This is a genomic window from Winogradskyella sp. R77965, from assembly GCF_044594915.1.
Classification (GTDB): domain Bacteria; phylum Bacteroidota; class Bacteroidia; order Flavobacteriales; family Flavobacteriaceae; genus Winogradskyella.
Genome location: NZ_CP138990.1, coordinates 3,421,843 through 3,439,456 on the forward strand (window position 1 = coordinate 3,421,843; position 17,614 = coordinate 3,439,456).

19 protein-coding genes and 1 tRNA gene are annotated in these 17,614 nt (G+C 31.8%); 8 read left to right on the forward strand and 12 right to left on the reverse strand.

All coding sequences use genetic code 11. The annotated features are described in order from the left end of the window. Positions 1–54 precede the first annotated feature (54 nt). From SJY34_RS15345 to SJY34_RS15375, 7 genes are all read left to right on the forward strand, one after another. Positions 55–597 carry a DUF1599 domain-containing protein gene (locus SJY34_RS15345; protein ID WP_400077152.1) on the forward strand — a complete coding sequence of 181 codons (543 nt, stop codon included), beginning with the start codon at positions 55–57 and terminating at the stop codon, positions 595–597. 87 nt (positions 598–684) lie between these two features. Next, complete coding sequence (locus SJY34_RS15350) at positions 685–1,779, forward strand: BT_3928 family protein (RefSeq protein WP_400077153.1); 1,095 nt, start codon at positions 685–687, stop codon at positions 1,777–1,779. 1 nt (position 1,780) lies between these two features. Then, positions 1,781–2,854, forward strand: a complete 1,074-nt coding sequence (locus SJY34_RS15355) for an ABC transporter permease (RefSeq protein WP_400077155.1) — start codon at positions 1,781–1,783, stop codon at positions 2,852–2,854. A gap of 84 nt (positions 2,855–2,938) precedes the next feature. Then, on the forward strand, positions 2,939–3,688 hold the full coding sequence (gene tpiA / locus SJY34_RS15360; protein WP_400077157.1) for a triose-phosphate isomerase: 750 nt from the start codon (positions 2,939–2,941) through the stop codon (positions 3,686–3,688). Positions 3,689–3,690: 2 nt separating this feature from the next. Next, positions 3,691–4,530 carry a 50S ribosomal protein L11 methyltransferase gene (gene prmA, locus SJY34_RS15365; protein WP_400077159.1) on the forward strand — a complete coding sequence of 280 codons (840 nt, stop codon included), beginning with the start codon at positions 3,691–3,693 and terminating at the stop codon, positions 4,528–4,530. 244 nt (positions 4,531–4,774) lie between these two features. After that, positions 4,775–5,809, forward strand: coding sequence for a M57 family metalloprotease (locus SJY34_RS15370; RefSeq protein WP_400077160.1), 1,035 nt, complete (start codon positions 4,775–4,777; stop codon positions 5,807–5,809). A 365-nt stretch (positions 5,810–6,174) separates the two neighbouring features. Continuing rightward, complete coding sequence (locus tag SJY34_RS15375) at positions 6,175–6,447, forward strand: ATP-dependent Clp protease adaptor ClpS (protein ID WP_400077161.1); 273 nt, start codon at positions 6,175–6,177, stop codon at positions 6,445–6,447. Positions 6,448–6,501: 54 nt separating this feature from the next. Here the strand turns inward: SJY34_RS15375 and SJY34_RS15380 are convergent, their stop codons facing one another. The 7 genes from SJY34_RS15380 to SJY34_RS15410 all read right to left on the reverse strand — a co-directional run bounded on the left by SJY34_RS15380 (position 6,502) and on the right by SJY34_RS15410 (position 10,938). Further along, positions 6,502–6,771, reverse strand: a complete 270-nt coding sequence (locus tag SJY34_RS15380; RefSeq protein ID WP_400077163.1) for a heavy-metal-associated domain-containing protein — start codon at positions 6,769–6,771, stop codon at positions 6,502–6,504. Between the two features lie 3 nt (positions 6,772–6,774). After that, positions 6,775–6,969, reverse strand: a complete 195-nt coding sequence (locus tag SJY34_RS15385; protein WP_400077165.1) for a DUF2892 domain-containing protein — start codon at positions 6,967–6,969, stop codon at positions 6,775–6,777. A gap of 23 nt (positions 6,970–6,992) precedes the next feature. Next, positions 6,993–8,399, reverse strand: a complete 1,407-nt coding sequence (locus tag SJY34_RS15390; protein WP_400077167.1) for a rhodanese-like domain-containing protein — start codon at positions 8,397–8,399, stop codon at positions 6,993–6,995. Between the two features lie 68 nt (positions 8,400–8,467). Further along, positions 8,468–9,268: a sulfite exporter TauE/SafE family protein gene (locus tag SJY34_RS15395; RefSeq protein ID WP_400077168.1), complete on the reverse strand. Its 801-nt coding sequence runs from the start codon at positions 9,266–9,268 to the stop codon at positions 8,468–8,470. Then, entirely contained in the window at positions 9,269–9,685 is a 417-nt protein-coding gene (locus SJY34_RS15400; RefSeq protein ID WP_400077170.1) for a DUF6691 family protein, read from the reverse strand. Positions 9,686–9,687: 2 nt separating this feature from the next. Further along, entirely contained in the window at positions 9,688–10,245 is a 558-nt protein-coding gene (locus SJY34_RS15405; protein WP_400077172.1) for a YeeE/YedE family protein, read from the reverse strand. A gap of 57 nt (positions 10,246–10,302) precedes the next feature. Further along, entirely contained in the window at positions 10,303–10,938 is a 636-nt protein-coding gene (locus SJY34_RS15410) for a Crp/Fnr family transcriptional regulator (RefSeq protein WP_400077174.1), read from the reverse strand. 84 nt (positions 10,939–11,022) lie between these two features. Here SJY34_RS15410 and SJY34_RS15415 point away from each other — a divergent pair. Continuing rightward, positions 11,023–11,096, forward strand: a tRNA-Arg gene (locus SJY34_RS15415). A 360-nt stretch (positions 11,097–11,456) separates the two neighbouring features. On the opposite strand, the gene SJY34_RS15420 is transcribed toward SJY34_RS15415, so the two are convergent. From SJY34_RS15420 to SJY34_RS15440, 5 genes are read right to left on the reverse strand one after another with little or no spacing between them, the layout of a single operon-like run. Then, positions 11,457–12,176, reverse strand: coding sequence for a 4'-phosphopantetheinyl transferase family protein (locus tag SJY34_RS15420; RefSeq protein WP_400077176.1), 720 nt, complete (start codon positions 12,174–12,176; stop codon positions 11,457–11,459). Between the two features lie 18 nt (positions 12,177–12,194). Continuing rightward, entirely contained in the window at positions 12,195–14,579 is a 2,385-nt protein-coding gene (locus SJY34_RS15425) for a condensation domain-containing protein (RefSeq protein ID WP_400077178.1), read from the reverse strand. A 19-nt stretch (positions 14,580–14,598) separates the two neighbouring features. After that, positions 14,599–15,774, reverse strand: coding sequence for a condensation domain-containing protein (locus SJY34_RS15430; RefSeq protein ID WP_400077180.1), 1,176 nt, complete (start codon positions 15,772–15,774; stop codon positions 14,599–14,601). Further along, entirely contained in the window at positions 15,737–16,810 is a 1,074-nt protein-coding gene (locus SJY34_RS15435; RefSeq protein ID WP_400077182.1) for a phosphopantetheine-binding protein, read from the reverse strand. The genes SJY34_RS15430 and SJY34_RS15435 overlap by 38 nt, the downstream gene beginning before the upstream one ends. Further along, positions 16,807–17,607, reverse strand: a complete 801-nt coding sequence (locus tag SJY34_RS15440; RefSeq protein WP_400077184.1) for a hypothetical protein — start codon at positions 17,605–17,607, stop codon at positions 16,807–16,809. Before SJY34_RS15440 ends, SJY34_RS15435 begins: the two co-directional genes overlap by 4 nt. Between the last annotated feature and the right edge of the window lie 7 nt (positions 17,608–17,614).

Below are 17,614 nucleotides of genomic sequence, written 5' to 3' on the forward strand. Positions count from 1 at the left end.
CTTTGAACTTCTAATTTATTTATGCGAAATTTACGGAAATTATAACAGAACTTAATGCAAGATACTTCAAAACAATACGATGCTGTTGTCGCTAAATGTAGAGCGCTTTTTGTCAATAAAATGAGTGACTATGGTAGTGCTTGGCGAATTTTAAGATTGCCATCGCTTACAGATCAGATTTTTATCAAAGCACAGCGCATTAGAAGTCTGCAGCAAAATGCTGTTAGAAAAGTAGATGAAGGAGAAGTCAGCGAATTTATTGGTATCATTAATTATTGTTTAATGGCTTTAATTCAATTAGAAAAAGGAGTTGTTGAACAACCAGATTTAAATACCGAGGAAGCAACAGAATTATATGACCAAAAGATAGCATTAACCAAGCAATTAATGTTAGATAAGAATCACGATTATGGAGAGGCCTGGAGAGACATGCGCGTGAGTTCGTTGACAGATTTAATTCTTCAGAAATTATTACGTGTCAAGCAGATTGAGGATAATGCTGGCAAAACAATAGTGAGCGAAGGTATTGATGCAAATTATCAGGATATGATAAATTATGCTGTGTTTGCAATGATACATTTAGGGGAAAGTAATTGATTTGTCATTCCTGCGAAGGTAGGAATCCATATTATATTATTAAATAAAAGTAGATTCCTACCTTCGCAGGAATGACATAGAAAAAGCATGAAAGTACTAGTAAATATAAGCAGAATATTCGTCGGAATCCTTTTTATCATTTCAGGATTTATAAAACTAAATGATCCACTCGGATTTTCATACAAACTGCAAGAATACTTTGGATCTGATGTTTTAAATATAGAATTCTTAATTCCTTATGCGCTAGGAATTTCAGTTATAGTTGTAGTGTTTGAGGTTGTTTTAGGTGTATTCTTATTAATAGGATATAAAGCAAAATTCACGATTTGGAGTTTGTTACTAATGATTGTATTCTTCACGTTTCTAACATTCTATTCGGCATATTTTGATAAAGTTAAAGATTGTGGATGCTTTGGAGATGCATTGAAGCTTACGCCTTGGGAAAGCTTTACTAAAGATATCATTCTTTTAGTGCTAATCTTAATTTTATTCTTCGGAAAAAAATACATCAAGCCAATATTTTCAAAATTACCAATGTCTATAATTGCATTATTAAGTTTTATCGTTTCACTTTGGTTTGGGTACCACGTACTATTGCATTTACCAGCTATAGATTTTAGAGCTTATGCTATTGGAAAGAATATTCAGGAGCAAATGGCAGTTCCAGAAGACGCTCAGAAACCAATATTAGAATATACATGGACATTCAATGTTAATGGGGAAGAACAAGAATTTGTTACCAACGGAAGCTATCCAAAAGTAGATGGTGAGTATGTTGGCGTAGAAACTAAAACTATAGATGAAGGGTATATTCCACCAATTCAAGATTTTTCTATTGAGTCTGACGAAGAAGATTTAACAACACAATTTTTAGAAGAAGAGAAGCTTTTAATTGTAGCCATGTACAATCTAAATAATGGTGAAAGCGATGGAGTTGTAAAGTTAAAATCATTTACAGATAAAGCGATTAAAAACGGTTACACTGTAATTGGTTTAACATCTTCAGGTGCTGACGATAAAGCAAGAATAAAACAAGAAAATAAATTGAATTTCGATTTCTTTTTATGCGACGAAAAAGTCATCAAAACCATTGTGCGTGCTAATCCTGGAATTGTCATCTTAAATAAAGGAACGGTTGTTAACAAAGTACATTGGAACGATTTAGATGACATAAAACTATAATTTGTTTAGATATCTCGTAAATAAGCTACTATATGCCTTTATCACCTTGTTGGGTGTAATTACTGTTATATTTTTTTTATTCAATAAACTTGGTGATCCTGCAAAAATGATGCTTGGCCAAAATCAAAGCGCAGAACAGGTTGAGGCTGTAAAGCAGAAATATGGTTTTGATAAACCGATCGGAACACAATTTTTGTATTATCTCAATGATTTGTCTCCGATTTCATTTCATTCTAATACACCGAAAGATTATACATATTTAAGTGAAAATAAATATACAGCGACAGAATTATTTACACTTGGAAATACAACTACTGTGGTAAAAGCACCGTACTTAAGAGAATCCTTCACAAAACAAGGGAAAAAGGTATCAGAAGTCATTGGTGAAACCATACCTAATACATTTGTTTTAGCGGTTTCGGCAATTATCATTGCAATTATTTTGGGCATAATCTTTGGAATCATTTCAGCATTATATAAAGACACTTGGATAGATAAAACCATTCAAATTTTAAGCACTTTTGGTATGAGCGTACCTTCCTTTTTTAGTGCTATTTTATTTGCTTGGCTATTTGGCTTTGTATTGCATAAGTATACCAATTTAGAAATGACAGGAAGCCTTTATGAGTTGGATGATTTCGGTGAAAAAATGACGATACAATGGAAAAACCTGATTCTTCCTGCTATAGTTTTAGGCATAAGACCTTTGGCAGTTGTCATTCAATTAATGCGTAATTCACTATTAGAAGTTTTAAATCAAGATTTTATAAGAACAGCCAGAGCTAAAGGGTTGAGCGAATTTCAAGTCATAAAGAATCATGCGGTAAAAAACGCATTGAATCCTGTAGTGACAGCTATTTCTGGATGGTTCGCTTCTATGTTAGCAGGAGCAGTATTTGTGGAATATATTTTCGGTTGGAATGGTTTAGGCAAAGAAATCGTTAATTCTCTAAACACCTTAGACTTGCCAGTGATAATGGGTGCTGTTTTAGTAATCGCTATTATTTTCATTACCATCAATATCTTAGTAGATGTTATTTATGCTTGGTTAGATCCACGGGTTAAGTTGTCTTAACAATTACATGACATTTATCAACGTCCTTTCTTCTTTATTGTTTTATTTTTGTAATCTTAATTAAGAATTCAACCCATACACATTATGAGAAAAAATATAGTTGCAGGAAACTGGAAAATGAACAATGGTCTTATTCAGACAGAATCGTTAATTGTAGAATTAAAAAAGCAACTTAAAACTTCGGATGCTGAAGTTATGATTGCACCAACATTTACAAATTTATGGCACGCATTTGAGTCTACAAGACAAGATGATATTGAAGTTATTGCGCAAAACATGCATTTTGCCGAAAATGGTGCTTACACAGGAGAGGTGAGTGCAGCTATGTTAAAGAGTATCGGAATTAAAACCGTCATTTTAGGGCATAGCGAACGTCGTGCTTATTTTAATGAAACGGATGAATCATTAGCTAAAAAAGTGGATGCTGCTTTGGCCAATGATATGCGTGTTATTTTCTGTTTTGGTGAAGAACTTGCTGATAGAAAAGCAGGAAATGAAGAAGTTGTTGTTGGAAATCAAATAAAGAACGCTTTATTTCATTTGGGTGCTGATGCTTTTAAAAATATTGTCTTGGCGTACGAACCTGTTTGGGCAATCGGAACTGGTGAAACAGCAAGTCCGGAGCAAGCACAAGATATGCATGCATTTATTAGAAAAACTTTAGCAGATAAGTATGGTGATTCTGCCGCTGATTCAGTTTCAATTTTATATGGCGGAAGTGTAAAACCTAACAATGCAAAAGAAATTTTTGGAAAACCAGATGTTGATGGAGGATTGATTGGTGGTGCTTCGCTTAAAGCCGAGGATTTTTATGCCATTGTAAATGCATTTTAAAAATGCATGACAATATATATTTAGTCTACAACTTTAAAGTAGAGCCTTTACAACCTGGTACTGAAATCTTAATCGCAGAATTAGGTTATGCAGGTTTTGAAAGTTTTTTGGAAACCGAAGAAGGTGTTACGGCCTATATCCAAAAGAAAGAATGGAGAGAGGATATTTTAGAAGATATTCAAATTCTTAGTTCAGATGAATTCAAAATCACTCATGAGTTCAATGAAATAAAGCAAACCAACTGGAATGCGGAATGGGAAAAAAACTTCAATCCAATTGTGGTTGATGAGTTGGTAACAGTTCGTGCATCATTTCATGATAAGCCACAAACTAAATACGATTTAATCATTGAACCCAAAATGAGTTTTGGTACAGGTCATCATGAAACTACACATATGATGATTCAACATATTCTAAAAAACGATTTTAAAAATAAATCTGTTTTAGATATGGGTTGTGGTACAGGAGTTTTGGCAATTTTGACGGAGAAAGTAGGTGCAACAAAAATTGACGCCATAGACATAGATAATTGGTGTTATCTTAATAGTTTAGAAAATGTTGATCGAAATGATTGTGAATTAATTTCAGTTTTTGAAGGAGATAGTTCGTTTCTAGATAATCAAAAATATGATGTCATTATAGCTAATATTAATAGAAATATATTGTTAGCAGATATACCTGTCTACTCCAATCATTTAAATAAAAACGGAACACTTTTTTTGAGTGGTTTTTACGAAGAAGATTTAGAAATCATAAAGTCTAAATGTGCCGAAAACGACTTGGTTTTTATTGATATAATTCTAAAAAACAGATGGTTGGCTGTAAAGTTCATTGTTAAGTAATTTCTATTTTTTATTAAACAATATTGAATATTTCGTAATTAATTATGATAATTTAACATAATTAATTAAATATTTACGGTTTTCCCGTAATCTATACTTATTTTTTCAACGTATATTTGATACAAATAATATTATTTAATTGTAGATTTTTGAAGTAGGCTATATTTTATAGTTTGCCATAATTTTTTACGCCCTTGTTTACGTAAGCGATTTAAACAAATCATTAATTTAACACATTGTAAAAATGAAAAAAACAATTAAGTATTGGGCATTAGCCTTATCTGTATTCGCACTTATATTCACGGCTTGTGAAAAGGAGAATGTTGAAGATGAAGTTTCAAATTTTGAGGAAGATGTAACAATTAACATGAACGAATTAGGGGATAGAACTCTAATAACCGATACCAATCTATTAAGTTCCATAAGATCATTAGATATTGATGTAGGAGTAGTTTCTAAAGGAGACTTCCATTTACCAGATGGAACTACAGAGGTAAGAATCTATATTGGTAGCGATATTGTATTTACGCAAAAGGAGTTGAATAAGCTCATTGAAGCTGGTTCTGATCTTAGTAAGCAATATAGAACGTTTAATTTGGTAACGAGCAGTAATCAAACTATTAATATACTCGGTTATACAGGTGGTAGTCAAGCACTATCTAATAAAGCGCGAACAGCTTTAACTAGAGCAGTTGCTAATTACAACAATATTAACAATATGACTTTACAGTTTAATTTAACGTTTGGTACTAATTTCCAAGCGGCAGATATGGTTGTATATGATAATTCAGTTAATAATCCTGGTGGTACAGGCGGAGTTGCAGGTTTTCCTAATTCTAGCGGACAACCAAATAAATTTGTTCAAATATATGGTATAGAGCAATTTTCTACCAATGTAAATGAACATGTTATTACGCATGAAATTGGTCACTCAATTGGTTTCCGTCATTCAGATTGGTTTGATCGTTTAAGCTGTCCATCATCTTCACAAGGAAACGAAGGAAGTGGTTCTGATGGGGCAGTACATATATCTGGTACACCAACAGGTAGAGATTTATCTTCTGTTATGCAAGCTTGTTTTTCTACAAGTGTAAGTGGCAACTTTAACGGCAATGATATAACAGCTTTATTGGCTATGTACCCAGCTAGCACAAGTCCATGCGACGGAGTTTCAGAGTGGAGAAGTGGTAGAAGTTATCCTATTGGTTCACGTGTAACTTATTTTGGTAATCTATATGAGCGTGTAAGTGGAGGTTGGACTTTTCTAGGCTCTTGTTAAGGTTTATTTATTATTAGAAAATAAAATTTATTCTAGTAAATTAATATATAATGGGCTGTTTAAATTTATTTAAACAGCCCATTTTTTTATCCATTTTTGACATCACCAAGGATAAGTCAGATAAATCAATGTGCAATAATTACTTAAACGAAAATGGACTTTGTTTTCAGTTGATTTATGCAAATTAATGCCTACTAATTAGTGCGTAATGTAATAAATAGATGTTAAAATTGAAGGAAACTATACAAAAAGAGTAGTGGGTTTCGTTAAAATTTATAAATTAGTAAAGCTTTTACAAGTTGCTTTATTACATTAGGCTTGTCTGAGTGAAAAATTAACTGAGATTCCTCAAATCCGTTAAAAAAATGACAAAAGAAAAATATTCCGAAGAGTTGCTTCTCGAAGAAGAAGTATTAAACCAAAATGAAATTGTATTATTTAATGACGATGTCAATACTTTCGATCATGTGATTGATACATTAATTTATGCTTGTGATCATGTGCCAGAGCAGGCAGAGCAATGTGCATTATTAGTACATTACAAAGGGAAATGTACTGTAAAAACAGGCTCTTATGACGATTTAGAGCCACGATGTTCCAAGCTTTTACAAGCTGGTCTTAGTGCCGAGATAGTATAATAAAAATCCCACGCTAAGTAGGATGTTTTACCTTTTAATAAATAGTATTTTTATCTATTTTGACATTCTGCCAACGGCACAACTCACAAAAGACTTTGCTTTTTTTGGCAATGAATTTTCTTCTCCAGTTAGAGGATAGCCTAAGTCAGATAATTTCTTTTTTACCAATTCAAATTCTGTTGTAGAATTATGATTAAAGCTGACTTCATCAGTTTCATTGTTCACAGCGACTTCTGAAACACCTTGTAACTTCGATAATTGAGTTATAATAGTATTAGCACAGCCATGACATTTTAAATTTTGTATTTGTATAGTAGTTTCCATAAACTAGCTTTTTATTTTACAAGTACTAATACCAAAAACTTTATAAAGTGGGCAGAAATTAATCAAACTTGTAATTAAGAATATTATTGCAACTGCCATTAAAACATATGCTAATGTACCTTCTATAATGTTAAAGTAATATAATAACGCAATAGCTGCTGCGATTAATACGCGCACACCTTTGTCTAGATTATTCATATTTTTTTTCATAGTGATTGAATTTATAAAGTTGATGGACAAACAAAATCTGTCGTTGGTAAATCTGTTTTTTTAATGGCTCCAAATCCGCCAGCAATATCTATAAGTTTATCAAAACCTCTAGCTTTTAAAATTGAAGCAGCGATAACAGAACGATAACCTCCTGCACAATGTACAAAGTAGGTTTTATCTTTATCTACTTCATTCATTTTATCATTAATAAAATCTAATGATAAATGCTGAGCATCTTCTAAATGAGACGAGTTATATTCGCCATCCTTACGAACATCTAAAATATTAATTTTAGAAGTTTTTGCTTTTTTAGCAAATTCTTCAGCAGATATAGATTCTAAAGTATCTATCTCCTTGCCAACAGAAACCCATGCATTAATTCCTCCTTCAAGATAACCAAGTGTATTATCATAACCTACACGAGAGAGACGCGTTACGGCTTCAGCTGATTTTCCTTCAGGAACAACTAAAACAATAGGTTGCTTTATATCAGTTATTAAAGCTCCTACCCAAGGTGCAAAATCACCATTTAAACCAATAAAAATAGAATTTGGGATATGACCTTTTATATAATCAGATTGAGGTCTAACATCTAAAACTAACGCTGACTCATGATTTGCCAAAGCTTCAAAATCCTCTGGATTTAAAGGAATATTACCAGTTTTTAAAACGGTATCAAATGCATCATAACCCATTTTATTCATCATCGCATTTTTTGCAAAATATTGTGGAGGTGGCGCAATGCCATCAAGCACTTCTTTTACAAATTCTGCTTTTGTCATATCTGCACGTAAGGCATAATTCGTTTTTTTCTGCTCACCTAATATACCAACGGTTTCTTTGCTTAAATTTTTTCCGCAAGCAGAACCTGCACCATGAGCAGGATAAACAATAACATCATCTGCTAAAGGCATAATCTTATTTCGAAGAGAATCGAATAACATTGCGGCTAAATCTTCCTTAGTTAGATCTGATTTAATAGCTAAGTCTGGTCTCCCTACATCTCCTAAAAATAGTGTATCACCAGAAAAAATAGCATGATCTTTTCCCTTTTCATCAATCAGTAAATAGGTAACAGACTCTAATGTATGACCTGGAGTGTGTAATACTTTAATGGTAACATTTCCAAGTTTTAATTCTTCGCCATCCTTTGCAGAATGGATATCATACTCTGTAGAAGCACCTGGTCCAAAAACGATGGTTGCATCAGTTTTATTAGCTAAATCAACATGACCAGAAACAAAATCGGCATGAAAATGAGTTTCTAGAATATATTTTATTTTAGAATTATTAGCTTCAGCTTTATCAATGTATTGCTGAATTTCTCTAAGCGGATCAATGATTGCAACTTCACCTTCAGATTCTATGTAATATGCACCTTGTGCTAAACAGCCTGTATATAATTGTTCAATTTTCATTCTTAATTCATTTATATTGCAAATTTACGAAACTTCATTTTTTGAAATGTGATATTTGTCACATAGTGCTAAAACAACTCTTTATACACAATGTAAATAGCCATTATAATTGTAAAGTAACCGAACCCTCTTTTTAGTTTTTTTCCACTTATAAACTTTGATAAATAACTACCAATTAGAATTCCTATAATTGAAATGCAGGTAAACATTAAAAGAAAGATCCAATTAATATCTATATTAGATAAATCACCGAGGAAGCCAAATAATGAATTTACTGCAATAACAAAGAGTGACGTGCCTACTGCTCTTTTCATTGGCAAATTTCCTAATAAGACCAGCGTAGGAATAATTAGAAATCCACCACCAGCTCCTACAATACCAGAAAAAACACCAATTACTGTAGCTTGAAATGCAATTACAGGATAACTATGTTTTAAGTCTTGTTTTTCTGTTGGTGATACATTTTTTCTACCTACAATCATGGAATAACTTGCAAAGAGCATCACAATAGCAAAGAATATCATAATGAAGATATTATTTGTAACTTCAAAATCATTAATGGTAAAAACCACATCTGGAATTATAGGAACAAAAAAACGTCTGGTAAGATATACCACAATAAATGCAGGTACAGCAAATACAATAGCTGTTTTTACATCTACAAGCCCTTTTCTATAATTTTGAAAAGCTCCAAAAACTGAAGTAACACCAACTACAAATAAAGAATATGCTGTAGCAACAATTGGATGTAATCCTATGAGATAAACCATAATTGGAACTGTTAAAATAGAACCACCACCACCTATTAGACCTAATACAAGTCCAACAACCAATGCGCTAACATATCCTAAAACTTCAATTAATTCCATCTAATGAGGTAGCTTATCCTTTAGTAATCCATATATAAAAGTGCCAAATAGTGCAGCAATTATAACTATAATGATGGAGAATGCTCCAGTACCAATTAAAATATACATAGGTCCTGGGCAAGCGCCTGCCAAAGCCCAACCTAACCCAAAAATTGTACCTCCAATGATATACCGTGTAAAGCCACGATCTTTTAAAGGCACTCTAATGAATGAACCTTCAGTGTTTTTTACTTTTCTAAGTTTAGAAATTAATAGTAAAATAATACCTGTACCAACCGCAGTACCTATAATTCCGTACATATGAAACGATTGAAATTTGAACATTTCAAAAATACGATACCACGAAACCGCTTCAGATTTTACTAATACAATTCCGAAGAAAATGCCGACAAGAAAAAATTTGATATACTTTCCCATAATTAAAATAGAATTGGGTAAATGAGATGAATCATAATTAAGCCTCCTAAAAAGAAACCAATAACAGCAATAAGCGATGGTAATTGTAAACTACTCAAACCTGTAATGGCGTGTCCAGAAGTACATCCTCCTGCATAACGTGTACCAAAACCTATTAGAAATCCACCTACAACAAGTATAAGTATGCCTTTAATAGTGAAAACAGCATCCCAACTAAATAATTCTGATGGCAATAGACTTTGTCCGGCGTTGTTAAAACCAAAAGCTGCTAAATCTTTAATTGTAGCGTCGCTGAGGTCTATTTGTATGGGATTAGATAAAAACTGATGTGCAATAAAACCGCCAATGATCGCTCCTAAGACTACTACAAGGTTCCATCGTTGGCTTTTCCAATCGAAATCAAAGAACTTTGCACGTTTACCTGCTCCACCAATAGCACATAAGGTTCGTAAGTTTGATGACATGCCAAAAGTTCTTCCAAAGTAGAGTAGAAGAAACATGATAAGTGCAATAAGTGGACCTGAAACGTACCAAGGCCATGGCTTTAAAATGTATTCCATAGATTTAATTTGATGCAAAAATAGAATTAAGCTTATAAGTAATTGTGACAAATGTTACTAAAAGTCTAAAATGATAATTTTGTTTCTACCAAGTTCAATTTTTTTCTCTTTTTCTAGTTGTTTTAAAAGTCTTGAAATTACGACTCTAGATGTGTGTAAATCTTGAGCAATTTCTTGGTGTGTGATTTCTAAGCTTGTTGAAGCCGATAACTTTACGTGGTCTGTGAGATATTTGAATAATCGTTGATCCATCTTCATAAACGCTAGCGTATCTATTGTCTCCAGCATTTCATCGAAGCGAATTTGATAACTTTGAAGAATAAAACTTCTCCAACTTTCATTAGTATTAAACCATTTTGTCATGTATTCAATAGGAATCATAATAACCGTTGCATTTTCGTCTGCAATCGCACGAATTTTGCTAACTGATTTTGCCATACAACAGGTGAGAGACATAGCACATGTATCTCCAGATTCAAGAACATATAATAATAGTTCATTGCCATCATTATCTTCTCGTAACACTTTAATATTACCATTAATTAATAAAGGAATATGACTCAACTCTTGTCCTATATCAATAATGATATCATTTTTTCTAAATGTTTTGAGTTGAGCAACATTAGAAATATCATTCATGATTGTTTCATCAAACAAGTAACTAAATTGCTGAAGGTTGTCTTTAGAAATCATGCTCAAAAATAAACATTTAGAAATTTGAAATAAATAGTTTGGTAGATTTTTAATTTATGTAGTATATTTGCATCCCAATTTAAAGGCCTCGTGGCGCAACTGAATAGCGCACTTGATTACGGCTCAAGAGGTTACAGGTTTGAATCCTGTCGAGGTCACGAATAAATACTATAATAAGAAAAAACGCCAAGCTAGCTTGAGCGTTTTTTTGTTTAGAGTATTTTCAAAGCGGAGCTTCAAGAATGCGCAGCAATCCTTTAAATTCCGTTTTGTTTTTTAAATGATAATATTAGCCAAGCTAGCTTGAGCGTTTTTTTGTTTAGAGTATTTTCAAAGCGGAGCTTTAAAGATGCGCAGCAATCCTTTAAATTCCGTTTTGTTTTTTAAATGATAATATTAGCCAAGTTGGTTTGAGCGTTTTTTTGTTGATCGTATTTACAAAAGGCAGCGCAAAATATGTAAAACAATTCTTTGTAAATTGATTTGAATAATGAATTTATTAAGTTAATATTTGGCTTTTAACCAAGCTGATTTGCCCAATTGAAATACTGAATATTTTCAATTTTAGTGTCTACGATGTGGGCAGCTATGTAACCTTTTGAAGGAACAAAAGAAGTTAGTTGCCATTGGTGTTTTTCGGCAGTATTCCATTTTGTCCAAAGCACATTAGCATCTAAATCAGAGTCTAAAGACACTGCAAACTCATCTAAAGGAAATGATAAGCCACTCCCTTTGGCTTTAATAAAGGCTTCTTTGCGCGTCCAACAACGATAAAAGGCTCTGTATTGTTCTGGTTTTGGGATTTTCTTAAGTGCAGTAATTTCAACTTTAGAGAAGAAATTAGACGCAATTTCAAATGTATCGAAATCATCTTTTATTTTTTCGATATCTATACCAATAGTATGGTCGTAAACAAATCCAATAATAGCCATATCTCCAGAATGTGAAACATTAAAATTTAGATTTGTTTTATGTCTAAATTTTGGTTTACCATATTTCCCATAATTAAACTCAATTTTCTTCGGATCTTTATTTAAATAAACGCCAGAGAGCAAACGCAGAACACCTTTGACGACAACATAACATCTTCTATCTTTATAAAATTTAAATCTGCTAGCACGCTCTTTTTCATCCTCAGAGAGAAAGCTAAAGTATCTTTGATATCCGTCATCATTGACAACAAAGTTGATGGACCAAATATGAATAGTATTCGGTTTTAATTCTATTAAAGTTTTCACAAAGGAAATTTTTAAAATCTATTCAAGATAATCATCTAATGCTTTAGCAACAAACTTTACATCGGGTTCATCAAAAAGTGTTCTATGGTCGCCTTTAATGTTTATGGTCGTTACATTATTTGCTATTTTATGCCAAGAAGATAAAATTTCTTGATTAAATAATTTATTTACCTTATTAGTAAGCACTAAAGTAACAGGAAGCTTATAATTTTTCCATCTATATTGATTGTAAATATCAATCAAATGTACCATAGTGTTAGAAGTATGTTTTGCTTCCTCTTTCCCAAACATATTAATAAACCATGGTTTTATGTATTTTTTAAATCGATAGGCAATCATAGTACCAATAACATCTATAGGATTCTTAGTAAGGCGTTTTAAAAAACCTAGGATTCTCATTTTTAAACGACTCTTAGTAACATATTCTTGTTCTGCCATTGTATCCATAACAATTAGCCTGGCTTTATGTCCCTTACTTTTTAAGAGATTTGACATCTCAAAGCCAACAGCAGTACTATGACAATAAACCAGTAAATTATACGGACCTTTTGGGTAAGCCATAAGAATTTCATTTACATAATCGATTGCCATAGCTTCGATAGTTTCGTGCATAGGTAATTTTCCGTATAATCCAGAGGGCTTGATAGCATATACTGGCCTATCTTTATCTAGATATTTAGCTAGTGGATTATAAAAGAATACATGACCTCCACCTGCATGTAAACAAAAAATAGGCTCTTTATTTCCGGTACTTCTTAGAGGAACCAGATTATTCCAAGATTTGATAGGTTTATCTTCCTTAATGATGTTAGAAATTTGGTATATCGTAGGATTCTCTAATAGTATTACTGGTGGTAAGCTAACACCTAAAGTTTTTTCAATTTTGGAAAATAGCTTTACAGCCATTAAAGATTTTCCGCCCAAAGTGAAGTAGTTGTCATGTATGCCGATAGGGCTTTTATTAAACATTGATTCCCAAATTTTAACTAACTCTAGTTCTACGGTATTACTTGGAGCTGCATAGATTACTTCTGTTGTCTTATTTTCAGAAAGTACGGAGGTAGTGATTTCTGTATTAGGAACTTCTTTTAATTGTTCAAGAATTCCATTTAGTGTGATTTCTATAGGTGTTGTGATATAGTCTATAATTAATTTCAAATTGTCTAGAAACCAAGAAGGAATATCTTTATTTATTATGTTGGTGTCACTCATAATATCAAACTTTAAGTGATCTTCAACTCTAGCTATAAATGTTAAAGGGTAATTAGATGTTATACCACTTTTAAACTGCTTTACTAGTATGTCACCACTTTTTATATCTTTCCAGGGAAAATTCTCAAAAACGAAAAGATTGTCAAATAAGGGTTTAGATGAATTGTTGACCCATTCATTTATCTCTTGATTCGTGGTGTCTTCATAATTGCGTGTTTTTTGCTGATGTGATTGAATATCTTTCAACCAATCTTCAAAAGATATATCCGCATCAGTATTTATTCTAACAGGTAACATATTTATAAACATTCCTGCCATTATTTCTATATCAGTAAAGTCCCCTGATCTCCCTGAAACCGTATTGCCAAAAGTGATTTCTGTTGTGTTAAAGTATTGTGATAATAGTAAAGACCATATACCTTGACATAACGTATTTAAAGTAATACGATATTTTTTTGCTGTGTTTCTTAAAGCCTCGTTATAAGTTTGGTCTAGGCGGAAACTTTTGGTAGTAAAATTTCCACTATCCCTATTATCTTTATTGAATAAAGTTGGTTTAGAAAAATCTTTAAAAGTGTGTTTCCAAAAGTGTTCAGCTTCTTTTTTATTTCTACTTTTTTGCCAACTTAAATAGTTCTTATAAGAAGGTGGTGCGTTTTCAAAAACAGCTTCTTTAGATTGGCAAATTGCATCATAACTTTTAAAAACATCCCTTAAAATAATACCAGCAGACCAACCATCTAAAAGTAAATGATGACATTTCCATAGAAGAATATGCTCATTATTGTTAATTTTAATAAGGTTAATGATTAGTGACGGATTTTTCTCTAGATTAATTCCTGCTTCTTTATCTGCCTCTTTGAATTTTTCTATTTCAGAGTTAAGATCTTCAATTTTTATTTCAGAGAAATCGTGAGTAGCCCATTCTATTTCTTTACTAGGACGAACAACTAACAGAGGTTTTTCTATATTTTTCCAATGCACAGTAGTTCTTAAAACTTCATGTCTTTCAATTACAGTATTCCAAGCTTTTTTTAATGCCGAAATATTTAAATCACCTTCTAAGACAGTATGTACATGAAGTAAACCTTGATCTTTACCATTAGATAAATGATGAAACAAAAGGCCTTGCTGTATAATGCTTAATGGATATATAGCATCAATTTTTGGTTTTTTCTCTTGTTCAGTCATATTCAATAATTTCTCTGTACTATAATGAATCCAAAAGGTTATTTAAATCATCTTGATTTAAATCTACATCAGGGAAATCTGACGGTGTATATGTTTCGTCATTATTATTTAAACAGTGATTTATTATCTTTTCTAATTTTGTTTTGAAACTCGTAGTTAAATTACTAATAGTTTTTGGATGATGCACATCTTTACTATAGCTCCAATTAATATGTAAAATATCATTCTGAACAAATGTATTTATTTCAAATAGATAATCTCTTTCACTTTTATTAGATCGTAATGGTATATCCTCAATAGCAGTTGCAACCATTAGATCCTCAGTGTCTTTTATTTGATGGTTTACGCCTAAATAATTAAACAATACTTCTGGTGAATAGTTGGCAATACCATCTATTTCTATATCTGAACTTTTATATTTTAATACACCATAACCTATTCCTTTGTTTGGTATTTGTCTCAATTGTTCCTTAATGGATTTAATATGACTACTTAAATCTTGAGTTTCTAATTGTAGCTTAACAGGAAAATATGATGTAAACCAACCCACAGAATTAGATAAGTCTAATTCGGGAATGTCTTGTGTTTCTCTTCCGTGTCTCTCCATTCCTAAATTTATAATATCAGCTTTAGACCACTCAGATAAAGTAAGTGTTAAAGCTCCTACTAATAACTCATCTATTTTAGTTTTAAATTCCTTATTTGCTTTTTTTAAAAGCTCACTAGTTTTGTTCTTATCTAATGTAAAATGTAAAATTTCAATACTATTTTCTAATATAGGTTTATCAAAATCAAGATCCACTGGTAAGTTTGGCTTTTCGTTAATTTGATTTGCCCAAAAATCTATTTCTTGTTTTAATTTATCAGAATTTGCATATTCATTAAGATATTCACCCCATTTATTTAGAGATGTAGATTTGTCAAGTAAAGATTTATTATCTGTACCATGATCATTAATCAAAGCTCTAAAATCATTGATGATAATCTGCCAAGACACAGCGTCTACCAAAAGGTGATGTGCAATAAAAATAATTATAGAATCTTTTGGTTCAGCTGCTTTAAAATAAATACACTTAAATAAATTGGCTTTAGAGAGTTCGAAATTTTTTTGAATTGAATTTACTTGGGCTTTTATGTATAAATCCGCATCACTAATATCAGAAGATATTAAAAAAATCAGCGGGTTTAATTTCATTTATGTCTAATAAATAGCGAGACAAATTTCCTTTGTTTTTTTTGAAACTAGACCTTAAAGAATCGTGTTGTATAATTAATTCTAAAGCTATATTTTCAAAATACGCTTTAGAAATATCCGGAATACCAGTAAACTTGAAACCTTGATTCCAAAACTCTGGAGCATTTTTATGCGTATCAAAAAACCAATCTTGAATCGGTGTCATTTCAACTTTACCAGTAACTAGGTTCTCTGATTTATTCGTTTTATAAACTTTCGATGTTATAAAAGGTAATAACTCATCAATAGTTTGGTGTTCAAATAATTGATTTGCAGAGAACTCTATACCAAGTTTTCTTGCTTTAGCAATAATCTGAATGCTCAAAATCGAATCTCCACCTATTTCAAAGAAATTATCATTAGTAAGAATAGGTTTAGTATTAAGAACATCCTCCCATATTTTTATTAATTGATGCTCTGTAGAGTTATTCTCTTCCTTAAGGGTAATAAATTTAGATAATTCGCAAATGGTCTGATGTTCAAACAACTGATTAGCTGTTAGTTCTATTCCTAACTTTTTGGCTTTTGCTATGATTTGAATGCTTAGTATAGAATCTCCGCCTATTTCAAAAAAATTATCTTCAGGAAGTACAGGAGAAAAATTTAAAACATCTTCCCATATTTTTATCAATTGTGTTTCAACTTTAGTAAGTGATTTTTCGGTATTTATTAGTATTGACTCACTAGAATTATTATCTTTTTTTATAGGTTTTAGGTTCTTCCTATCTATTTTTCCATTAGGTAACAAGGCAATATTAGGAGTATTGTATATAGCAGATGGCACCATATAATCTGGTAAACGTTTCTTTAAAAACGCCTCTAAATCTTTAGAGTCATAAGAATCATTAGACTCTATATAGGCAACCAACCGTTTTGGTTTCTCTGCAGTATCTGCAGTTGAGGTATTAGAAATTAATTCTTTTAGCTTTAAAAGTATTAACTGATGATCCTCTTTGGATAATTGATTTAATCTATTTTCTAAAATATCTTGTCTCATTTTATAGCCTTAATTACTACCATTGAGTCTGCCCACCAAGTATCTTTTACATCATTTGGCATATTTAAAGGAATAACATGCACTGTAAAGGACGAAAAGTGTTTCAATAACATATGCTGATGTTCTCTACTTAAAGATGCTATTTCATTAGAAAAATAGGTGAAACTTCCGCCAGACTTTAAATGACTAGATGCATGATGAAAGAAATGCTCTGCAAATGTTATACTAGCATTTACGTATTGCATATATTCATCTTCGTTTAGAGGATAGGTATGAAAAAATATACCATCAAAAAGTCCTAAATCGTCTATACTGTCTTGCCAAAGACTATGCACTAGTGAAATATCCTTTGTTGCATATTTTGCTTTCCAAGGTTTAAAATGTTGGTCAACAACAAGGTCATTACATTCTATTATAGTATGGGAATTTATAGGATATTTTTGAATCATATCTGCTGAAACACCTCTACCAAAACCAACTTCTAAAATATCACCTCCATTTTCAGCTATTGCTTTTGCCATAGCTTCCATTAAAGGGATTTGCCAATCTTCCATAATTTCTTGTGCACTTAGTTGTGCCTGACCTCTTTCTGAAAGCCCAATATTATCATCAGCAGCAGTTGCACCAGGAACAAAGTTTTTGGTTTGCTCATTAAGGGAATTTAATTCTGCAGAAAATTCTTTAAGTGCTCTATTGACAACAGCATTTCTCTGCGCTACTTTCGGAGGATTTATATAATTATCATCTTTAATTTCTAAAGTGACTTGAAATGCGTTTGTTCTTTTGATTCTTTTCATAGCAAAT